The following is a 21,519-nucleotide window of genomic DNA, read 5'->3' as shown; positions in this document are numbered from 1 at the left end:
TGCCAGCAGTAATCGCTTCGTCTCGGGCCGTCCCCCGGGTCGTGCGGCCAAACGTTTCATCCCAAATCCCGCAGTAACCCCGAAAGCCCCCATGCGGGTGCCCCTTTGAACCTTGGGAGTTAGGCACCATGACCCAGTCGTCTGTGGAGCCCAAGACCACCTCGGAAGACGCAGCCGAAGGCTCGCGTCCCGAGGCCGGCAGGTCTTGGCTCGACCGGTACTTTCACATCACCCACAGAGGATCCAACGTCGGCAACGAGGTTCGTGGCGGTATCACGACCTTCATGGCCATGGCGTACATCCTTCTGCTCAACCCCCTGCTGCTCTCCGGTAAGGATGTCGCCGGGGACACGATGAGCCAGAAGGCTCTCATCACGGCCACCGCCTTCGCGGCCGCCGCGACCACGCTCCTCATGGGCTTTGTCGGCAAGGTGCCGCTCGCCCTCGCCGCCGGCCTCTCGGTCTCGGGTGTGCTGGCCTCGCAGGTCGCTCCCCAGATGACCTGGCCCCAGGCCATGGGCATGTGTGTGCTCTACGGTGTCGTGATCTGTCTCCTGGTCGTCACCGGCCTGCGTGAGATGATCATGAACGCGATCCCCCTCGCGCTCAAGCACGCCATCACCATGGGCATCGGCCTCTTCGTCGCCATCATCGGTCTCGTCAAGGGCGGCTTCGTCGGCCGCGGCCCGGAGTTCGGTCCGCCGGTCCAGCTCGGTGCCGTCGGTGAGCTCTCCGGCTGGCCCGTCCTGCTCTTCTGCGTGACCCTGCTCGCCATCTTCATGCTGCAGGCCCGCAAGGTCCCCGGCGCGATCCTGATCGGCATCGTCGGCGGAACCATCCTCGCCGCCATCCTCAACGCCATCGTCGACATCGACGACAAGGCGTGGAAGAACGGCCCGCCGGTCCTCAAGGGCTCCGCCGTCTCGCTGCCCGACTTCTCCCTCTTCGGCGACGTCAGCTTCGGCGGCTGGGGCGACGTCGGCTACATGACGGTCGGCATGATCGTCTTCACGCTGGTGCTCGCGGGCTTCTTCGACGCGATGGCCACCATCATCGGTGTCGGCACCGAGGCCAAGCTCGCCGACGACAAGGGCCGCATGCCGGGCCTGTCGAAGGCCCTGTTCATCGACGGCGCCGGCGGTGCCATCGGTGGTGTCTCGGGTGGCTCCGGCCAGACCGTGTTCGTCGAGTCGGCCACCGGCGTCGGCGAGGGTGCCCGCACAGGTCTCGCCTCCGTCGTCACCGGCCTGTTCTTCGCCGCCTGCCTCTTCTTCACCCCGATCACCCAGGTGGTCCCCGGTGAGGTCGCCTCCGCGGCCCTGGTCGTCATCGGCGCGATGATGATGCAGAACGCCCGCCACGTGGACTGGGCCGACACCGCGACCGCGATCCCGGTCTTCCTCACCGTCGTGATCATGCCGTTCACGTACTCGATCACGGCCGGCGTCGCCGCCGGTGTGATTGCCTGGGTCGCCATCAAGGTGGCGCAGGGCAAGGCCCGCGAGATCGGTGCCTTCATGTGGGCACTCACCGCGATCTTCGTGGTCTTCTTCGCGCTGAACCCGATCGAGCACTGGCTCGGTGTCGCCTGAGCCTGACCCGCAACGCGTGAACCCTCCGCGCGTCCGATACTGAAACCGAGTTTCCGAGGAGGCCGACATGCTGGACATCGCCGAAGATCTCAACCGGTGGGTCGAGCAGGGACGTGACTTCGCGGTCGCCACCGTGGTGGCGACCAGCGGCAGCGCGCCCCGGCAGCCCGGAGCGGCCCTCGCCGTCGACAGCGACGGCACGGCCATCGGCTCGGTCTCCGGCGGATGCGTGGAGGGCGCGGTGTACGAGCTGTGCCGACAGGCGATCGAGGACGGCGAGACCGTCCTGGAGAGCTTCGGCTACAGCGATGACGATGCTTTCGCCGTGGGGCTGACCTGCGGCGGACTCATCGACATCCTGATCACCCCGGTCCTCGTGGACAGCCCCGAGCGGGCCGTCTTCGAGGCCGCGATCGCCGCCGCGGCGGCCGGTTCGCCGGCCGCCCTGGCGCGGATCGCCTCCGGCCCGGCCGAGCTCATGGGCCGCCCGGTCCTGGTCCGTCCCGAAGGCGCCCACGAGGGCGGCTTCGGCGGGGACCCCGAGCTGGACCGCACCATCGCCGCCGAGGCCCGCGCCATGCTGGACGCCGGCCGGAACGGCGTGCTGGAGATCGGTGCGGACGGCCGGCTCTGCGGAGAGCCGCTGAAGGTGCTGGTCGAGTCCAGCGTCCCGGCCCCGCGCATGATCGTCTTCGGTGCCATCGACTTCGCTTCCGCCCTGGTGAAGGTCGGCAAGTTCCTCGGCTACCACGTCACCCTCTGCGACGCCCGCCCGGTGTTCGCGACCAAGGCCCGCTTCCCCGAGGCCGACGAGATCGTCGTCGAGTGGCCGCACCGCTACCTGCAGTCCACCGAAACCGACGGCCGGACCGTGCTCTGCGTCCTCACCCACGACGCCAAGTTCGACGTCCCGCTGCTCGAGCTGGCCCTGCGCCTCCCGGTCGCCTACGTCGGCGCCATGGGCTCCCGCCGGACCCACCAGGACCGCAACAAGAGGCTCCTCCGGGCCGGCGTCACCGACCTGGAGCTCGGCCGGCTGCGCTCGCCGATCGGCCTGGACCTCGGCGCCCGTACCCCCGAGGAGACCGCGATCTCCATCGCCGCCGAGATCGTCGCCAACCGGCGCGGCGGCAGCGGGATCGCCCTCACCGGAGCGCACACCCCGATCCACCGCGAGTTCCCCGAACCCGCGCCCGGGCGTACGGCGCCCTCGCGCGCCCGGATGACCGTCTGACGGGAACGACCCCGTCACGCCGAACGAAGGGCGCAGCCACAGGGCTTGCGCCCTTTTCCGCTGCGGTCTACTTTTACCCGCCGGTAACACTCCCTTCCCCCAATGGAGTTGACCGGATGCTGCGAAGCCCCCGCCCGCTGCGCGCCGTCTGTGCGCTGACCGCGGCCGCCCTGCTCACCGCCCTCGCCCCGGCGGCGGCGGACACCCCGCCGGAGTCCGTGCCGGGTACGGCGCCGAACGCCGCGCCGAACGCCGGGCCCATGACCACGCCGGCCGGGCTCCGCCAGGTGCTGTTCGTCGGCAACAACTGGGACGGCACCGCCGACGTCCTCGCCGCCACCGGCGACATGGCCCGGATCGGCCGGATCAACGTGATCCCCGACAAGGCCGAGCGGCTCCGGGAGATCCACCTCAACCCCGTCAAACTCGCCTACTTCCTGGGCATCCGCACCACCGCGGGCGAGGGCCATGACCAGTTCGCCGACGACATGTACACCACCCCGGACGGCTCGGCGGTGGTCGTTTCCCGGCCCTCCTTCGCCGATGTGGTCTCCATCGACCTGGCCTCCGGCCGGATCAACTGGCGCTTCCCCGTCTCCGGATACCGCGCGGACCACATGGCGGTCTCCCCGGACGGCAGCCGGGTCGCGGTGTCCGCCTCCACCGCCAACACCGTGCACGTCCTGGACATCACCACCGGCCGCCAGGTCGGCTCCTTCGCCACCGGCGACAAGCCGCACGAGAACACTTTCTCCCGCGACGGTCGGCTGATCTGGAACGCCTCCATCGGCGAGGTCAACACCGCCCTGGACGCACCCTGGCTGGACTGGACGAAGGGCGACCGGAAGTTCACCGTGGTGGACGCGCAGACCTTCCGCCCCGTCCGGACGGTCGACATGCGCGAACGGCTGGACGCCGCGGGCCGCTCCGACCTGTCGGACTCGATCCGGCCCAACGCCTTCACCCCCGACGAGTCGAAGCTGTACTTCCAGGTGTCCTTCTTCAACGGCTTCGTGGAGTACGACGTGGCCACGGACCGGATCACCCGTTTCAAGACCCTCCCGAAGAACCCCGCCACCAGCGACGACCGCACCACCTTCGTCAACGACTCCCGTCACCACGGGATGTCCATGAGCCCCGACGGCAGCAAGCTCTGCATCGCCGGGACCATGGACGACTACGCCACCGTGGTCGACCGCGCCACCCTGACCGAGGGGCCGCTGGTCCCGGCCGCCAAGCCGTACTGGGCGACCGTCAACGGGGACGGCACCGCCTGCGTGATCTCCGAGAGCGGCACCGACCGGGTCACCGCCATCGACTTCGCCACCGGCACCAAGCGCGTCTCCGTCCCCGTCGGCGAGCACCCCCAGCGGGTCCGCCTCGGCCACGTCCCGGCCGACTGGACCGGCCCGGCCGCGGGCGGGCGCTGAGCCGTCCCCGCCCGACGGGCTACCCCTGTCCGACGCCGGCCCAGCGGTGAAGGGCCTCCGTGGCCCGGGCCGCGTCGGCCGGCGGCAGGCTGCGTATGGACAGGTGGTGGTTGGCCTCCGGCACGGTGAAGGCGTACGAGTCGCGGGTCCCCCGCCCCAGGCGGAAGGGCTCCGCGACCGCTACGTCGTTCTCGCCGTTGACGAACATCAGCGCGCTGCCCCGGTTGCGGACCCAGCGGTCGACGTCCGCCATTGCGGCGGGCCGGAACCGCAGCGGGACGTCCCGCGGCACGTAGGAGCGGACCTCCTGGACGCCCGGGTAGCGCAGCAGCCCGGCCAGGTGCGGGGCGGCGAAGGTCGGATACCCGAGCTCGGTGCCCAGCTGGTGGAAGTACGGCGTGAAGGCCCGCAGGGTCGGGTCGGCGTACAAGGGCAGCCCGGTCACCCGGTCCACCCAGGCGTACAGGGCGTCGTCCGTGGCCGCGGCCGTCGGCACCCCCGCGCAGCCGCCCGGCGGCTGGTGCATCCAGAACATCAACGGCAGGCGCAGCACGGCGAGTTCGAAGGCCCGGTCCACGCCGCCGATGATCTCGAAGCTCGCCTTCCCGGTCTCGGCCCACCGACCGTACCGCCCGGTCATCGCCTCCCGGCGGACCAGCGCCTCGCGCTGGGCGGTCTTCAGGGCCGCCCGGCACTCCGGGGTCCCGACCCGCTCCAGGGCGGCGTCGTAGGCGCTGTCGTCCCGGTCGTCGGTGTTGTTGGGCGCGGCGTACGCGACGGTGCCGGCCACGTCGTCCGGGTGGAAGCGGCGGTGGTAGACGGCGGCCATCCCGCCCTTGCTGCCCCCGGTGGAGATCCACGCACCCCGGTACACCCGCTTCAGGGCGCCGACGATGCGGTGGTGGTCGCCCGCCGCCTGTCGGATCGTCAGCGTGGACCAGTCGTTCCCGGCGGGCCGGGAGGTTCCGAAGAAGCGCTGCTCCACGGTGATCTGGTTGGCGTCCAGCAACTCGGTCGGCTCGGTCGGGCGTTGCGGCGTGGACCCGAGGTCGTACCCGCTGGAGTAGAGCACCATGGGGCGCCGCGTGGACTTGTGCAGCAGCGTCAGCCGCTGCTCGAACGTGTCGCCGCCCGGGCGGCGGTGGTCCACCGGCTGGCGGTAGGACAGGTCCAGGACGGTCTGCCCCGGGGCAGGGGCCGGCCGTTCGCCCAGCAGCCGCATGCCGGGGACGGCCGCGATCCGGGCGCGGATGTCCTCGGCGTCCGTCGGTCCGTCGGCCGCGGCCACGGGCGTGCCTCTGGCCACGCCCGTGGCCGTGCCCCCGACCTTGCCCGTCCCGGCCGCGGCCGGGGCGGACAGCCCGGTCACCGTCAGCACGCCGGCCAGCAGCGGCGCGATCAGCAGGTGCTTCCGTGCGGGGCTCAGCGTGGTGTGCAACGTGGGCTTCAACGTGGGCTTCAACGTCTGGTTCATACCCCCAGACAACCGCGGGGGCGGGGGCAGGCGGATCCCCCGCGCGGGGAGAAAGCCTCCCCCGTGCGGGGGAAGACGGCGGCGCGGTCGGTGTGTTGGGATGTGCCGTCCGGTGCCGTCCGGTGCCGTCCGGTGCCGTCCCGTCGTGCGTCCGCCGCGTCAGGACGGGCGAACGGCGGCGAAGGGGAGTCGCGCCGCCGACATGCCGAGGCCCTCCGTCCAGGCACCGGGGGTCAGGCCGGTGGGGCGCGGGTGCAGGTCCTCGTCGCGGTAGCGGCGTACGTTCCGGTGCCAGTGGAGGATCGCGGCCAGCCAGTCCTCCAGCTCCCCGACGTACGCGTCGACAGCGGCGCGGGCCTCCGGGTCCAGGCCGAGGTCCCCGTACAGCACCGGGAGCTGGTGGTCCCGGACGTGCTCGAACTCCTCGGTGCGCCGTCTCAGCAGGTCCGCGACGATCCGGAACGCCTCCGGGTAGCCGATGCCGAAGAACTTCTGGGTGACCAGGACGTGGTTGTGCACCTCGCCCTCCACCTCGATCTCCTTCTGGTACGAGAACAGGTCGTTGATTACGGCGCCGGTGTCCGCCGCCGCGTTCTCCAGTGAGCGGATCACCCCGTTGCCGCGGAGCTCCGGTGGCAGGCCGCGTCCTTCCTGGCCGAGCCGCACCAGGAACATCGTCAGCCACGAGCCGAAGGTGATCCGGCGCATCTCCGCGTAGTCGACCGGATCGGGGACCCGGTGGGCGGCGGTGTTGTCGATCTCCCACACCCAGCTGTCCAGCATCTCGGTCACGGAATCCCGGAATTCCGCCCGGACCCGTTCGCCCATGCGGGCGGCGGTGCGCGTCCAGAGGTCCTTCAGGCTCCGTTCCAGCGCGGTGACCGGTTCGGCTCCCGGGCCGGGGCCGAGCGGCATCATGGCGGCCAGCCGGGCGGTGGCGGCGCGCGCCCCTTCCGGGGACCGGGTGGTGCCGAAGACCTTGGGGTAGTAGTCGTCGGCGTACGTACCCCAGGCCAGCCACTGGGCGTTCAGACGGAGGTCCTCCGGGGAGGCGTCCGGGGCGATGCCCGCCGAGCAGAGCGCGAGGTCGAAGCCCACCAGCTTGGACTCGTTCCAGATGTCCGAGCCCGGGTCCCCGGGCTGCGGGTCGAGCAGCCCCATCCGCCGGCACCAGTCGACGAGCTCGCGGCGGACCCGGTTCAGGTGGGGGTTCAGGGTCAGCGGGAACGGCATGTGGAAGTCCGGCAGCAGCGAGGGCCCCACTCTCTGGAACGGCACGTGGGAGAAGGTGCGCGCGCGCAGGGCGGTGGACCGCGGGGTGCACAGCGCGCGCGGGTCGAGCGCGCTGGTGCCGAGGCCGGCCGGCATGAAGGGCAGGGTGAGCGGTGGGGTGGGCCGGGCAGCCTCGTTCATGTAGCGGCTGGACACCATGTGCCATTCGTGGCCGCCGGACTGCCAGTCCTGCAGCCCCTTCGCGTAGGCCAGGACGGCCGCCGTCTCGCCGGGGGTGAGCCCGTGCTCGGCGGCGTAGGCCGGCACCTCGGTCAGTGCCGTGTGCTCGAACTGGTGGAGCCGCGAGGTCAGCAGGTCGTTCGAGAGGTCGGCGGCCTCCTGCGTGGAGCAGCCCAGGAACGTCTCCAGGACCAGGACGGCGTTGGAGAGCTCGCCCTCGTCCTCGACCTCGCGCCGGTAGGAGAACAGGTCGTTGCGGATGTGCACGGCGTCGGCGAAGGAGTCCCGGAGGACCCGCAGCGGCCGGGCGTGCGCGACCCGGGCCGGCACCTCCGCGGACACGTACTCGACCAGGCCCGCCGACCAGGGGGCACCGCCCACCTTGCGGCGCATCTCGATGTACTCCAGGGGGTTCGCGACCCGCCCGATGCCGATGTTGGCGAGCTCCCACATGGACTCGTTCAGCAGGTTCCGGGTGCTCTCGGAGAACCGTTCCCGCCAGTCCATGGACATGGCCGGCACGGTCCGCGCCCACAGGTCGGCGAGTCCCGCCTCCACCGGGTTGGTGGGCTCGGGGAACCCGTCGGCCAGGTCCATCGGCATGAACGCGGCCAGCCGGTCCAGGTACGCCCTGGCGCCGGCCCGGTCCTGGGTGCGCTTGAAGACCTCCAGGAAGTGGTCGTCGAAGAAGAACACCCACACGTACCAGTCGGTGACCAGGGCCAGTGCCTCGGCGTCGCAGTCGGGGTGGGTGTGGGAGCACAGCAGCGCGTAGTCGTGCGCGTCCAGGTCGCTCTCCTCCCAGACGCCGGAACCCTCCAGCATCCCGAAGCCGCGCGCCCACCGCTTGGTGTGGGTGCGGGCCTCCTGGAGATGGGGGTTCAGTCGTGCCGGATACGGCACGTAGAAATCCGGCAGTCGGAACGGCTGGGTCACGGCGGGGCGGGCCTTTCGTCGCACGGCGGCGGGGGCGGGGCCCGGCGCACACACCGGGCCCCGCACCGAGATCAGCACGGCCCTACCCCTGCCTCCGCCGGGACAATGAGGAGTTCACCGGTTCAGGTGACGACCGGGCGCGACGCGTGACCGGTGTTCGAATCGGGGGAAGCGTCTGCGCCATGAACGGTGATCGCCTCCAGGCCGTGAACGGTGATCGCCACGGCTGGCGCCGGTGCCTCCTCGCGGGCGCGGTGTTCGCGGTGTGCATGGCCGGCACCACGCTGCCGACCCCGCTCTACCCGCTCTACCAGGAGGAGTTCGGCTTCTCCGAGCTGACCGTCACGGTCGTCTACGCCGTGTACGCCTTCGGGGTCATCGGGGCGCTGCTGCTCGCCGGCAACGCCTCCGACACCGTCGGCCGCCGCCCGGTGCTCTTCACCGGCCTGGCCTGCGCGGCCGCGAGCGCCGTCTGCTTCCTGCTCGCCTCCGGACTCGGCTGGCTCTACACCGGCCGGCTGCTCTCGGGGCTGTCCGCCGGGCTGTTCACCGGGGCCGCCACCGCCTACGTGATGGAGCTCGCGCCGCCCGGCGGCGACTCCCGGGCGACCTTCGTGGCGACCGCGGCCACCATGGGCGGCCTGGGCTGCGGCCCGCTGCTGGCCGGCCTGCTCGCGGAGTACGCCCCCGCGCCGCTGACCCTGCCGTTCGCCGTGCACCTGGTGCTGGTGGCCGGCTCGGCCGCGGTGCTGCTGCGGCTCCCCGAGACCGTACGGGACCGGCGTCCGCTCGGCACCGTACGGCCGCAGCGGCCCGCCCTGCCCCCACCGGTCCGGCCCGTGTTCGGGCCCGCCGCCACCGCCTCCTTCGCCGGCTTCGCCCTGTTCGGGGTGTTCACCTCGGTCAGCCCGGCCTTCCTCGCCGAAGCCCTGCACGTCGAGGACCACGCGGTGAGCGGACTGGTCGTCGCACTGGCCTTCTTCGCCTCCACCGCCGGTCAGCTCGCGGTCGGCCGGATCGGGACGGCCCGCTCGCTGCAGGTGGGCTGCGCCGGACTGCTGGCCGGGCTGGCCCTGCTGGCCGGTGCGCTGTGGTGGGAGCAGCTGGCGCTGGTGGTGCTGAGCGCCCTGGTCGGCGGGGCCGGGCAGGGCCTGGCGTTCCGCGCGGGGCTGGCCGCGGTGGCCCAGGCCGCGCCGGAGGACCGGCGGGCTGCGGTGATCTCCACCCTGTTCGTGGTGGCGTACGCGGGCATCTCGGTGCCGGTGATCGGGGTGGGCCTGCTGGTCGGCCCGCTCGGCCTGGAGGGCGCGGGCCTGGTGTTCATCGCCTGCATGGCCGTCCTGGTCTCCTCCGCGGCGGCGTACCTGATCCGCAGGCCGGTCCGGACGGCGCGGTGAGGGCGGCGGGCAAGGGGTCCGGGTGGGGTTTTCCACAGGGGGCAACCGCGGCCGAAAACCTCAGTAGGGTTGTCCGGACACGCACGTACGCGCACCGTACGCGCGTACGCACGCACCCGTCAGGAACGACCCCCGAGGAGCAGCCGTGAGCCAGTCGGCGTCCATCGCCCTGCAGCAGCAGATCGCCCGCGAGCTGGAGGTCGCCGAGACCTTCGACGCCGAGCGGGAGATCGAGCGCCGGGTGGCCTTCCTCACCGAGCGGCTCGTCTCGGCCGGCCTGCGGTCCCTGGTCCTCGGCATCAGCGGAGGCGTGGACTCCACCACCGCCGGGCGGCTCTGCCAGCTCGCCGTCGAGCGGGCCCGGGCGGCCGGCCACCAGGCCGAGTTCCACGCCATGCGCCTGCCGTACGGCGTCCAGGCCGACGAGCACGACGCCCAGCTCGCGCTCGGCTTCATCCGCGCCGACCACGTGCTGACCGTGGACGTCAAGCCGGCCTCCGACGCCGCGCTGGAGGCGGCCCTCGCCGCCGGAGTGGTCTTCAAGGACGACCACCACCAGGACTTCGTGCACGGCAACATCAAGGCCCGCCAGCGCATGATCGCCCAGTACGCGGTGGCCGGCGCCCACAACGGCCTGGTCGTCGGCACCGACCACGCAGCCGAGGCGGTCTCCGGCTTCTTCACCAAGTTCGGCGACGGCGCCGCCGACCTGGTCCCGCTGACCGGCCTGACCAAGCGCCGGGTGCGCGCCGTCGCGGACCTCCTCGGCGCCCCCGCCGAGCTGGTGTGGAAGACCCCGACGGCGGACCTGGAGACCCTGGACCCGGGCAAGGCCGATGAGGACGCGCTGGGTGTCACGTACGACGAGATCGACGACTTCCTGGAGGGCAAGCCGGTCGACGAGCGGGCCTTCGGGATCATCGTGCGCCGCTACGAGGCGACCGGACACAAGCGGCAGCTGCCGATCGCGCCCTGACACCGGGGCCGGCTGTTGCCAGGCCCGGCCGGAGCCAGAGGCCGGCCGGAGCCCGAGCCCGAGCCGACCTGCTCATCGCGGGCGTGCCGCGGCCGGGCCGGCCGGGGGTCAGCTCAGGACGAGCAGGACGGCCAGCGCGACGAGCAGCGAGTCGATCCTGTCCAGCAGGCCGCCGGAGCCGGGCAGCCAGGTGCCCGCGTCCTTGGTCCGGGCACCTCGCTTGACCATGGATTCGAGCAGGTCGCCGGCCGGCCCGCCGACCGCGACGGCCACGGCCGCCGGCCAGCTCAGCGCGGACAGCACGGCGAGCACTCCGAGGCCTGCCGCGGCCCCGGCCAGGGTCCCGCTCCAGCGTTTGGCCGGCGACAGCGGCGACAGCCGCGGCCCGCCCAGCCGCCGGCCGGCGAAGTACGCCGTGATGTCGGCGACGGACACGGCCACGAACAGTGCGAGCGCGGTCGCTCCGAGCGGCACCAGCGCCGCCAGCACGCTCAGCCAGGCCAGCCCGAGCAGGCCGGAGCAGAGCCGGTGCAGGCCACGGTCGGCGTCCCCGGCCAGCAGCGGCACCGCGGCCACCACGAGCGCCCCGATCGCGAGCACGCGGAGGACCTGATCCGGTACCAGCCAGGCGGCCAGCACCACGCCGGTCACCGCCACGGCCAGCACGGCCCGGTCGGCCCGGCCCAGCCGCATCAGTCCGCCGAACTCCATCACCGCGATCACCCCGGCGATGACGGCCACGGCCGCGGCGCCCGGGCGGCCCAGCCAGAACGCGCCGGTGACCAGCGGCACCCCGACCGCCCAGGCGCACCACCGGACCATCAGCTCACGGCGCCGGGACGCCGCCACCGCGATGCCGCCCACCGCCAGCGCCCCACCGAGGTACGGCGCCAGCGATGCCACGGTGATCACCGGGCGGCTCCGGCTGCCGCTCCGGCGGAGGCGCCGGAGGAGGCCCCGGCAGAGGCCCCGAGGGCAGCTGCGACGGCCGCCACGATGCGTGCGTTCTCCTCGGTGTCCCTGACCGCGATCCGCACGGTGCGCCCCTCGTAGACCGGCGACAGCGGGGACAGGTCGCGCAGGTAGACGTCGTGGCGGCGGCAGGCGTCGACCAGCTGAGCGGCGCTCGGGCCGCCCGCCGGCAGGGTCACGCCGATGAAGTTCGCCACCGACTCCTCGACCGTCACCGCCCCGGCCGCCCCGGACAGTCCGGCCAGCTCGGTCGCCAGCTCCCGGCGCAGCTCGTGGGTGCGGAGCCAGCGGTCGCCGTAGTACGCCGGGTCCCGCAGCGCCGCCACCGCCGCCAGCTGCGCCGGAAGGCTCACCGCCCAGGGCGGCGTCCACCGGCGCAGCCGCGCCGCGGTGCCCGGCTCGGCCACCAGGTACGCGGCCCGCACGCCGGACAGCGCGTACATCTTGGACAGCGAGCTGCACACCACGACCCGGGGGTCCGTCGCGGCGAGGCCGGCGAGCGACTCGGACAGGCCGACGTACCCCAGGTACGCTTCGTCGATCCACCAGCGCGTCCGGGCCGGCGCGGTGGCGATCACCGACCGCAGAGCGGCGGCCGGCGCGTGGCGTCCGGTCGGGTTGTTCGGGTTGACCACCACCACGAGGTCGTAGCGGCCGGACGCGACGGCCTCGGACAGCCGGGCCGGATCGATCCGCCAGCCGTCCTCGGCGCGCAGCCGGAACCGGTCCACCCGGCAGCCGATCACCCGCTCGGTGACGTGCGCGTACTCGCCGTAGCCCGGGTCCATCAGCAGGACCCGGCTCTCCGGGGTCAGCCACTGCCCGAACGCCCGGAAGATCAGGTCGGACGAGCCGGCACCCACCGCGAGGGACTCCTGCGGCAGCGCCCGGGCCCTGGCGATCTCCGCGACCAGGCCCTCGGCTCCGGTCGGCGGCGAGGTCCGGGCGGCCCAGGCCGGATCCTCCGCGAGGGCCGCCCGTACCCCGGGGGCCGGCGGGAACCAGGCGTCCAGCACGTCGGCCGCGACGATCCGCCGGCGGCGGTCCAGGGTGCGGAAGTCGGTGCCGATCGCGGTGAACGAGGCCCCGCCGTGCTCACAGCCGTCCGGCCGGGGCGCGAACGCCACGTCCAGCTGCCAGTCCACCTCGGCCCCGAGGCGCTCCAGCAGGGTGCCGTAGCGGTCCGCCGTGGCCTTCGTCAGTTCGGCCACGCCTCCGGTCAGCAGCTCGAAGGTCACCTCCCCGCTGCGGACCGTACGGCCGGCCGGGCGCAGACCCGCGGCCAGGTACATGGGGAGCAGCTCGGCGCGCCCCAGAGCCATCACCCGGCGGCCGCCCCGGGCGGCGATCCAGCGCAGCGCCGCGTACATCAGCAGCGGGGCCGCCGCGGTGGACCGCCAGCGCGGCTCGACCGTGAGGATGCGCACCTCGAACAGGTCGCCGCCGGCCGTCGGTGGCATGTCCTCGCGGCTCAGATACTTGTCCACCGAGTACCGTCCCAGCCCCGTCCAGGGCGGGGTCAGGCTGACGAAGCCGATCCGGTCGGCGCCGCGGGCCGCCACCAGGTAGACGTTGCCGTCGTCGTCCAGCCCGTCGCGCAGCCGCCCGGACGGATCCGGCGCGTGCTGGCCGAGCTCCTCGGCGTACACCCGGTGGCGAAGCTCGTGGATCCACTCGAAATCCTCCGGAGCGGCAGCACGCAGCTGCAGGTCACGGCCCATGAGCACCTCAGTACCTCTCTTTGACGCGGGGGCTCCCATGATCGGGAGTGCGGGCCCGGCCGGGTCAGGGTCGAGCGACGCAGATGATCTGGGTACGGGTACTCAGGCGCGGCCCCGGCAGGGTGCTTTGCTATGCGCGCGAGCCGGCGGCGCGGCCGGTGCTACGCGCGAGCCGGCCGCGCGACCCCGTACGAGGTCGCGCGGCCGGCTCGGTAGGTGAACTGCCCTTCCGGGCGGGTGGGTTACTCCGCCTCGCCCTCCAGGCTGCCCTCCGTGTCCAGGTACACCTGCCGCAGCGCCTCCAGCACCTGCGGGTCCGGCTTCTCCCACAGACCGCGGGACTCCGCCTCCAGCAGCCGCTCCGCGATGCCGTGCAGCGCCCAGGGGTTGGCCTCCTTCAGGAAGGCCTGGTTCTCCGGGTCCAGCACGTACGTCTCGGTCAGTTTGTCGTACATCCAGTCCGCGATCACGCCCGTCGTGGCGTCGTAGCCGAACAGGTAGTCGACCGTGGCCGCCAGCTCGAAGGCGCCCTTGTAGCCGTGGCGGCGCATCGCCTCGATCCACTTGGGGTTGACCACCCGGGCCCGGAACACCCGGCTGGTCTCCTCCACCAGCGTGCGGGTACGGACCGTCTCCGGGCGCGTGGAGTCGCCGATGTACGCCTCGGGCGCGGTGCCGCGCAGCGCGCGCACCGTCGCCACCATGCCGCCGTGGTACTGGAAGTAGTCGTCCGAGTCGGCGATGTCGTGCTCACGGGTGTCCGTGTTCTTCGCCGCCACCGTGATCCGCTTGTACGCCGACTCCATCTCCGCGCGCGCCGGACGGCCCTCCAGGCCCCGGCCGTACGCGTAGCCGCCCCACACCGTGTACACCTCGGCCAGGTCGGCGTCGGTGCGCCAGTCCCGGCTGTCGATCAGCTGCAGGATGCCCGCGCCGTACGTACCCGGCCGGGAGCCGAAGATGCGCGTGGTGGCACGCCGCTCGTCACCGTGCTCGGCCAGGTCCGCCTGGGCGTGCGCCCGTACGTGGTTGGACTCGGCAGGCTCGTCCAGCGAGGCGGCCAGTCGCACCGCGTCGTCCAGCAGGCCGATCACGTGCGGGAAGGCGTCCCGGAAGAAGCCCGAGATGCGCAGGGTCACGTCGATGCGCGGACGGCCCAGCTCGTCGAGCGGGATCGGCTCCAGGCCGGTGACACGGCGCGAGGCCTCGTCCCACACCGGGCGGATGCCGAGCAGGGCGAGGGCCTCGGCGACGTCGTCGCCGGCGGTGCGCATCGCGCTGGTGCCCCACAGGGACAGGCCGACGGAGGCCGGCCACTCCCCGTTGTCGGTGCGGTAGCGCTCCAGGAGGGAGTCGGCGAGGGCCTGGCCGGTCTCCCAGGCGAGGCGCGAGGGCACCGCCTTCGGGTCCACGGAGTAGAAGTTGCGGCCCGTCGGCAGCACGTTGACCAGACCGCGCAGCGGCGAACCGGACGGACCGGCCGGCACGAAACCGCCGTTCAGGGCGTGCACGGCGTGCGCCAGCTCATCGGTGGTGGCCGCCAGCCGCGGCACCACCTCGGTGGCCGCGAACCGCAGGATGTCGTGGACCGGCCGCCCGTGGCCGGACGCCACCTCCGCCACCGCCGCCGGGTCCCAGTCCGCGGCCTCCATGGCCTCGACCAGGGCGCGGGCCTGCTCCTCCGCCTCGTCGGCGGAGGTACGGGTGGCCTTGGACTCGTCCAGGCCGAGCGCCTCGCGCAGCCCGGGCAGGGCCGTCGTACCGCCCCAGATCTGCCGGGCGCGCAGGATGGCCAGGACCAGGTTGACCCGCTCCGGGCCGGCGGGCGCACCGCCCAGGACGTGCAGGCCGTCGCGGATCTGCGCGTCCTTGACCTCGCACAGCCAGCCGTCGACGTGCAGCAGGAAGTCGTCGAAGCCGTCGTCGTCCGGGCGCTCCGCCAGGCCCAGGTCGTGGTCCAGCTTCGCGGCCTGGATCAACGTCCAGATCTGGGCGCGGATCGCGGGCAGCTTCGCCGGGTCCATGGAGGAGATCTGGGCGTACTCGTCCAGGTGCTGCTCCAGGCGGGCGATGTCCCCGTAGGAGTCGGCGCGCGCCATCGGCGGCACCAGGTGGTCGACCAGGGTGGCGTGCACCCGGCGCTTGGCCTGGGTGCCCTCGCCCGGGTCGTTGACCAGGAACGGGTAGACCAGCGGCAGGTCGCCGAGCGCGGCGTCGGGCGCGCAGGCCGCGGACAGGCCGGCGTTCTTGCCGGGCAGCCACTCCAGGTTGCCGTGCTTGCCCAGGTGGATCATCGCGTCGGCGCCGAAGCCGCCGTCCGCGGCCGCGGCCTGGATCCACCGGTAGGCACCCAGGTAGTGGTGCGACGGCGGCAGGTCCGGGTCGTGGTAGATCGCGATCGGGTTCTCGCCGAAGCCGCGCGGCGGCTGAATGAGGATCAGCAGGTTCCCGCGGCGCAGCGCCGCGAGGACGATGTCGCCCTCCGGATTGTGCGTCCGGTCCAGGAACATCTCGCCGGGCGCCGGACCCCAGTGCTCCTCGACCTCCTCGCGGAGCTCCGCGGGCAGCTGCCCGTACCACCGCTCGTAGTCGGCGGCCGGGATCCGGACCGGGTTCTTCGCCAGCTGTTCTTCGGTCAGCCAGTCCTGGTCGTGGCCGCCGGCCTCGATCAGGGCCCGGATCAGCTCGTCGCCGTCGCCGGAGACCAGCCCGGGGATCTCCTCGACCGGGCCGAAGTCGTAGCCCTCGGCGATGAGGCGGCGCAGCAGCGCCACGGCCGACGCGGGGGTGTCCAGACCGACCGCGTTGCCGATCCGCGAGTGCTTGGTCGGGTACGCCGACAGCACCAGCGCGATCTTCTTCTCGGCGTTCGGGATGTGGCGCAGGCGGGCATGGCGTACGGCGGTCCCGGCGACGCGGGCAGCCCGCTCGGGGTCGGCGACGTAGGCGGGGAGGCCGTCGGCGTCGATCTCCTTGAAGGAGAACGGCACGGTGATGAGGCGGCCGTCGAACTCGGGCACGGCGACCTGGCTGGCCGCGTCCAGCGGGGAGAGGCCCTCGTCGTTCTCCTCCCAGGCGCTGCGCGAACCGGTGAGGCAGAGTGCCTGCAGGATCGGCACGTCCAGCGCGGCGAGCGCGCCCGCGTCCCAGGACTCGTCGTCCCCGCCGGCCGAGGCGTCGGCGGGCCGGGTGCCGCCGGCCGCGAGGACCGTCGTCACGATGGCGTCGGCGCCGCCGAGTTCGCGCAGCAGCTCCGGCTCGGGGCTGCGCAGCGAGGACACGTACAGCGGCGCGGGCGTCCCGCCGGCCTCGGTGATCGCGTCGCACAGGGCGTGCACGAACGCGGTGTTGCCGCTCATCTGGTGGGCTCGGTAGTAGAGCACGGCGATCGTCGGGCCGCCGGTGGGGGCCGCGCCGGTGGCGGCCTCACGCTCCAGCCGGCCCCAGGTGGGGGCGGCGGCCGGCGGCTCGAAGCCGTGACCCGTGAGCAGCACGGTGTCGGAGAGGAAGCGGGCCAGCTGTGTGAGGTTGGCCGGACCGCCGTGGGCCAGGTAGGCGTGCGCTTCGGCGGCGATGCCGATCGGGACGGTGGAGGCCTCCATCAGCTGCGCGTCGGGGGCCTGTTCACCGGTCAGCACCACCACGGGCCGGGTCTGCTCGGGGGCGAGCAGCACGTCCAGGCCCTCCTGCCAGGCCCGCAGACCGCCGAGGAGGCGTACGACGACCAGCTCGGCGCCGTCCAGCAGCCCGGGCAGGTCGTCGAGGGGGAGCCGGGAGGGGTTCGCGAACCGGTACGGCCCGGGCCCGCCCGCGTCGCTCGCGGCGTTGGCCGCGCGGGCGCTCAGCAGATCGGTGTCGGAGGTCGACAACAGCAGGATCATGCGAAAGCAGCCTTCCTGGGGTTTCCGCGCCCCGGGCAGTGCGGACGGCGGGAGTTCCTGACTCGCCCGGCCGGGGCCTGGCTCACAGTGGCGGGACCGCGCCGGAATCGCACCGGGCTTCCTCCCATGTCGCCGTCCTGGCGACGACGGGCCAGTCGACCCGCCGGGTGCATCCTAAGCGGCCGGGCCCGCCGCTGGTCAGGGGGGTTCCGGGAACTTCCGCGGGGCGCACGGGAGCGACCGGCGCCCTGGCTCGGCGCCGTGCGCCGTGGTTCGTCGGGGGTGGCCGGCGCGGGGCGGGGGTGCGGGGCGGGGGTGCGGCGGGTGGGCGGCGGTGCCGGGCGGGCGAGCCGGCCGTTCGCTCACCGTGGCCCTGCCGGGCTGCCCCGATGCCCGATGCCCGATGCCCGGCTGCTCGGCTGCTCGGCTGTGCGAGCGTGTTCGGGTCCGGGTGCAGCCGAGCGCGGCATGCGGCCGAACAGCCCGGCGGTACCACGGGAAGGAGAGGGGCCGGGCGAGCGGTTCCGTGCGGCGGGCGGACACGATGGCCGGGTCCGGTGGGGCGCAGGTGGGAGCTGTGCCCCCACCCCGGCCGGGGCGGGCGGTGAGGGGTGGGAGCCGCCGTACGGGTGGGTATGCTCGCCGCCATGCCCCCGCATCCCTCCGCCGCCCCCCGTGACGAACCCGTCATACGGGACCGCGGTGACGCCTGCCCGGGTGCGCTCCGCCTGCACGCGGCGGACGACGGTTACCTCGCCCGCGTCCGTGTTCCCGGCGGGCTGCTCACCGGCGCGGCGGCCACGGCGCTCGCCGACGCCGCCGACCGGCTCGGTGACGGCCACGTCGACCTCACCTCGCGCGGCAACCTCCAGCTCCGCGGCCTGGACGCGGGCTGCGGCGGGGAGCTCGGTCAACTGCTCTCGGACGCGGGCCTGTTGCCCGCGCCTTCGCACGAGCGGGTCCGCAATGTCGTCATGTCGCCGCTCACCGGCACGGGAGCGGGCCCGGGTACGGGCGGGGACACCGGCTCGGGTGGCCTGCCCGACGTGGAGGGCTGGGTCCGCGAACTCGACCGGCTGCTCTGCTCGGCCGACTGGGCCGCCGCCCTGTCCGGCCGCTTCCTGTTCGCCTGCGACGACGGCCGCGGCGACGTCGCCGCGCTCTCCCCCGATGTGCTGCTTCAGGCCGGTCCCTGCCGTGGTGCCGGCACTGACGCCGATGCCGGCATCGGCACGGGGACGGACACTGGCACCGGCATTGGCGCGGGCACCGGCACCGGCATGGGAACCGGCACGGTCAACGGCGCCCACGGTGGCCGCCGGGCCCTGATCCGCGTCGGCGACGCCACCGAGGCCGTCGAGGTCGCGCACGCCGACGCCCCCCGTGCCGCGCTGGTCGCGGCGCGCGCCTTCCTGGACGCCGCCCGTGCCGCCGGGACCCGCGCCTGGCAGGTCCGCGAACTCCCGCCGGAGCACGCGCTCGACGCCGCGGCCCTCGCCGAGCTGATGCGGGCTCAGGGATGCTCCGGGGCCCGCGTCGTTCCCGTCCTGATCACCCCGAGCGGCCCGGCCGCCCCGACCGCTCCGTCCGGCCGGGCCGCCGAACCCCCGCGCCCCGGCCCGGCCGGTGATGCCCTGGTCGTCGGGGTGCCCCTCGGCCGGCTGACGACCGCCCAGCTCCGCGCCCTCGCCGCCGCGAGCGGCGGTGACGGCGGGCGCCTCCGTGCCACCCCCTGGCGCGGCTTCGTCCTCCCCGGCCCGACCACCCGTACCGCCCCGGCCGCCGCCGCGGCGCTCGCCGCCGTCGGTCTGGTCACCGGGCCCGACCACCCCTCCGAGGGGGTCACCGCCTGCGCCGGGCGGCCCGGCTGCGCGAAGTCCCTCGCGGACGTACGCGCCGACGCCCTGGCCGTCGTCACGCGCACCGACCCACGGCCCGGTGCCACGGAGACCGGCGCAGCGGAAGTCGGCACGCCGGCCGGGCAGGACGAGACGCGGCGCCACAGACCGCTGCCGGTGCACTTCTCCGGCTGCGCGCGCCGCTGCGGCCACCCCCGAGGCACCGCCTGGGTGGACGTGCTCGCCACCGGCAGCGGCTACGACCTGTCCGTCCACGGGCGGCCGGTGCCCTCCGGACCCGACCTTGCGGCCTCCCTCACCACAGCCCGGAACACCCCAGCAGAGAGATGAGCGACTACACCGTGTTCGAGTACGAGAAGGACGGCGCCGCGATCTACCGCCAGTCCTTTGCCACGATCCGCGCCGAGGCGGACCTGTCCGGGCTCCCCGCCTCGGTGGCCCAGGTCGCCGTCCGCATGATCCACGCCTGCGGAATGACCGACCTGCCCGGGGATCTGGGCTACACGGACGAGGTCGTGCTGCGCGCCCGCGCCGCCCTGCACGCCGGCGCGCCGATCCTGTGCGACGTACAGATGGTCGCCAGCGGGGTCACCCGCAAGCGGCTGCCCGCGGACAACGACGTGCTGTGCACCCTCTCCGACCCGGCGGTGCCCGAGCTCGCCCGGAAGATGGGCACGACGCGCAGCGCCGCCGCCCTCGAACTGTGGCGCGACCGCGGCCTTCTGGAGGGTTCCGTGGTGGCCGTCGGCAACGCCCCCACCGCCCTCTTCCGGCTCCTGGAGATGATCGAGGAGGGGGCCCCGCGTCCGGCCGCCGTCATCGGCGTCCCGGTCGGGTTCATCGGCGCCGCCGAGTCCAAGGACGCACTGGCCGAACACCCCTCCGGCCTGGACCACTTGATCGTGCGCGGGCGGCGCGGCGGCAGCGCCATCGCCGCCGCGGCGATCAACGCGATAGCGAGCGAGGAAGAATGAGCACGGCAGCCAGCACCGATACGGGCACCGGCCACGGCAGCGGCCACGGCAGCGCTCTCGGCAGGTTGTACGGAGTGGGGCTCGGCCCCGGCGATCCCAACCTGATGACCCTCCGGGCCGTCCAGGTGATCGCCGAGGCGGACGTGGTGGCCTACCACAGCGCCCGCCACGGCCGGTCCATCGCCCGCTCCATCGCGCAGGCGCACCTGCGCGCCGACCACGTCGAGGAACAGCTGGTCTACCCGGTCACCACGGAGACCACCGACCACCCCGGCGGCTACCAGGGCGCGATGGAGGAGTTCTACGAGGAGTCCGCCGCCCGGCTCGCCGCGCACCTCGACGCAGGCCGTACGGTCGCCGTGCTCGCGGAGGGCGACCCGCTCTTCTACGGCTCGTACATGCACATGCACAAGCGGCTCGCCGACCGCTACGAGACCGAGGTGATCCCCGGTGTCACCTCGGTGAGCGCCGCCGCCGCCCGGCTGCAGACCCCGCTGGTCGAGGGCGAGGAGGTGCTGACCATCCTGCCCGGAACCCTGCCCGAGGAGGAGCTCACGGCGCGCCTCGCCGCCACGGACTCCGCCGTGGTGATGAAGCTCGGCCGCACCTTCCCGGCCGTCCGCAGCGCCATGGAGTCCTCCGGCCGACTGGCGGAGGCCCGGTACGTCGAACGCGCCACCATGGCGGGCGAGCGGACCGGCCGGCTCGCCGACACCGACCCGGAGTCGGTGCCGTACTTCGCGGTGGCCGTCGTACCGAGCCGGATCGGCAACCCGGGCGCCAAGCCCGCCGGCCCCGGCGAGGTGGCGGTCGTCGGTACCGGCCCGGCCGGCCCGCTGTGGCTCACCCCGGAGACCAAGCGCGTGCTGGCCGACGCCGAGGTCCTCATCGGCTACACCACGTACCTGGACCGGGTTCCGGTCCGGCCCGGACAGATCCGGCACGGGTCGGACAACAAGGTGGAGTCGGAGCGTGCCGAGTTCGCCCTGGACCTGGCGCGCCGCGGCAAGCGGGTCGCGGTGGTCTCGGGCGGTGATCCTGGCGTCTTCGCCATGGCGACCGCCGTCCTGGAGGTCGCCGGCCAGGACGCGTACAAGGACGTGCCGGTACGGGTCCTGCCGGGCGTGACGGCGGCGAACGCGGCGGCCGCCGCGGCCGGCGCCCCGCTCGGCCACGACTACGCCACGATCTCGCTCTCCGACCGCCTCAAGCCGTGGGAGGTCATCGCGGACCGGCTCCGCGCCGCCTCTGCCGCGGACCTGGTCCTCGCCCTGTACAACCCCGGCTCGCGCAGCCGCACCTGGCAGGTGGCGCAGGCCCGCGACCTGCTGACGGAGCTGCGCGGCGCGGACACCCCGGTGGTGGTGGCACGCGACGTCGGCGGCCCGGAGCAGTCCGTCCGGGTCCTGACGCTGGGCACGCTGGAGCCCTCCGAGGTCGACATGCGGACGATCCTGCTGATCGGTTCCTCGCAGACCCAGATCACGGAGCGGGGCGACGGCACCCGCATCACCTGGACGCCTCGGCGCTATCCGGAGGCCTGAGCGGGCAGGCGCCCGGCGGCTGCGGCGTCGTTCGTCCGCCTGCGGTGTCCGCGGTGTCTGAGGTGTCCGCGGTATCT

At 73.6% G+C, this 21,519-nt stretch carries 13 protein-coding genes and 1 riboswitch; of the genes, 8 read left to right on the top strand and 5 right to left on the bottom strand.

What is annotated here, in order from left to right:
- Positions 1-128 precede the first annotated feature (128 nt).
- The 3 genes from AC067U_RS03405 (at position 129) to AC067U_RS03395 (ending at position 4,256) form a co-directional block, all read left to right on the top strand.
- Positions 129-1,592, top strand: a complete 1,464-nt coding sequence (locus tag AC067U_RS03405) for an NCS2 family permease (RefSeq protein WP_478827895.1) — start codon at positions 129-131, stop codon at positions 1,590-1,592.
- A gap of 67 nt (positions 1,593-1,659) precedes the next feature.
- A complete protein-coding gene (locus AC067U_RS03400) occupies positions 1,660-2,826 on the top strand; it encodes an XdhC family protein (RefSeq protein WP_478827894.1) in 1,167 nt (388 codons plus the stop codon).
- A gap of 116 nt (positions 2,827-2,942) precedes the next feature.
- Positions 2,943-4,256 carry a YncE family protein gene (locus tag AC067U_RS03395; protein ID WP_478827893.1) on the top strand — a complete coding sequence of 438 codons (1,314 nt, stop codon included), beginning with the start codon at positions 2,943-2,945 and terminating at the stop codon, positions 4,254-4,256.
- Positions 4,257-4,275: 19 nt separating this feature from the next.
- On the opposite strand, the gene AC067U_RS03390 is transcribed toward AC067U_RS03395, so the two are convergent.
- Both AC067U_RS03390 and AC067U_RS03385 read right to left on the bottom strand, forming a co-directional pair.
- A complete protein-coding gene (locus AC067U_RS03390) occupies positions 4,276-5,730 on the bottom strand; it encodes a S28 family serine protease (protein WP_478827892.1) in 1,455 nt (484 codons plus the stop codon).
- Positions 5,731-5,889: 159 nt separating this feature from the next.
- Positions 5,890-8,118, bottom strand: coding sequence for a terpene synthase family protein (locus AC067U_RS03385; protein ID WP_478827891.1), 2,229 nt, complete (start codon positions 8,116-8,118; stop codon positions 5,890-5,892).
- Between the two features lie 182 nt (positions 8,119-8,300).
- Here AC067U_RS03385 and AC067U_RS03380 point away from each other — a divergent pair, with 182 nt between their 5' ends.
- Positions 8,301-9,515: an MFS transporter gene (locus tag AC067U_RS03380; protein WP_478827890.1), complete on the top strand. Its 1,215-nt coding sequence runs from the start codon at positions 8,301-8,303 to the stop codon at positions 9,513-9,515.
- A gap of 145 nt (positions 9,516-9,660) precedes the next feature.
- The gene (nadE, locus tag AC067U_RS03375) at positions 9,661-10,491 is read left to right on the top strand and encodes an ammonia-dependent NAD(+) synthetase (RefSeq protein WP_478827889.1); all 831 of its coding nucleotides are present in this window, start codon (positions 9,661-9,663) and stop codon (positions 10,489-10,491) included.
- 108 nt (positions 10,492-10,599) lie between these two features.
- Here nadE and AC067U_RS03370 read toward each other — a convergent pair whose 3' ends face one another.
- The 3 genes from AC067U_RS03370 to cobN all read right to left on the bottom strand — a co-directional run bounded on the left by AC067U_RS03370 (position 10,600) and on the right by cobN (position 17,065).
- The gene (locus AC067U_RS03370) at positions 10,600-11,403 is read right to left on the bottom strand and encodes a phosphatidate cytidylyltransferase (protein WP_478827888.1); all 804 of its coding nucleotides are present in this window, start codon (positions 11,401-11,403) and stop codon (positions 10,600-10,602) included.
- Entirely contained in the window at positions 11,400-13,184 is a 1,785-nt protein-coding gene (locus tag AC067U_RS03365; protein ID WP_478827887.1) for an aminotransferase class I/II-fold pyridoxal phosphate-dependent enzyme, read from the bottom strand. Before AC067U_RS03365 ends, AC067U_RS03370 begins: the two co-directional genes overlap by 4 nt.
- A 242-nt stretch (positions 13,185-13,426) precedes the next feature.
- On the bottom strand, positions 13,427-17,065 hold the full coding sequence (gene cobN, locus AC067U_RS03360) for a cobaltochelatase subunit CobN (protein WP_478827886.1): 3,639 nt from the start codon (positions 17,063-17,065) through the stop codon (positions 13,427-13,429).
- 51 nt (positions 17,066-17,116) lie between these two features.
- A riboswitch (cobalamin riboswitch) is annotated at positions 17,117-17,212 on the bottom strand.
- Between the two features lie 488 nt (positions 17,213-17,700).
- On the opposite strand from cobN, the gene AC067U_RS03355 reads away from it, so the two are divergent.
- Genes AC067U_RS03355 through AC067U_RS03345 form a run of 3 tightly spaced genes read left to right on the top strand, consistent with a single transcriptional unit; the run spans position 17,701 to position 21,442 of the window.
- Positions 17,701-19,254: a cobalamin biosynthesis protein CobG gene (locus AC067U_RS03355; RefSeq protein ID WP_478828276.1), complete on the top strand. Its 1,554-nt coding sequence runs from the start codon at positions 17,701-17,703 to the stop codon at positions 19,252-19,254.
- The gene (locus AC067U_RS03350) at positions 19,251-19,898 is read left to right on the top strand and encodes a precorrin-8X methylmutase (protein WP_478827885.1); all 648 of its coding nucleotides are present in this window, start codon (positions 19,251-19,253) and stop codon (positions 19,896-19,898) included. Before AC067U_RS03355 ends, AC067U_RS03350 begins: the two co-directional genes overlap by 4 nt.
- Complete coding sequence (locus AC067U_RS03345; protein WP_478827884.1) at positions 19,895-21,442, top strand: precorrin-2 C(20)-methyltransferase; 1,548 nt, start codon at positions 19,895-19,897, stop codon at positions 21,440-21,442. Before AC067U_RS03350 ends, AC067U_RS03345 begins: the two co-directional genes overlap by 4 nt.
- Positions 21,443-21,519: the final 77 nt, after the last annotated feature.

The organism is Streptomyces sp. NPDC043853, assembly GCF_056436025.1.
This window is presented reverse-complemented; position numbering and strand designations above follow the sequence as displayed.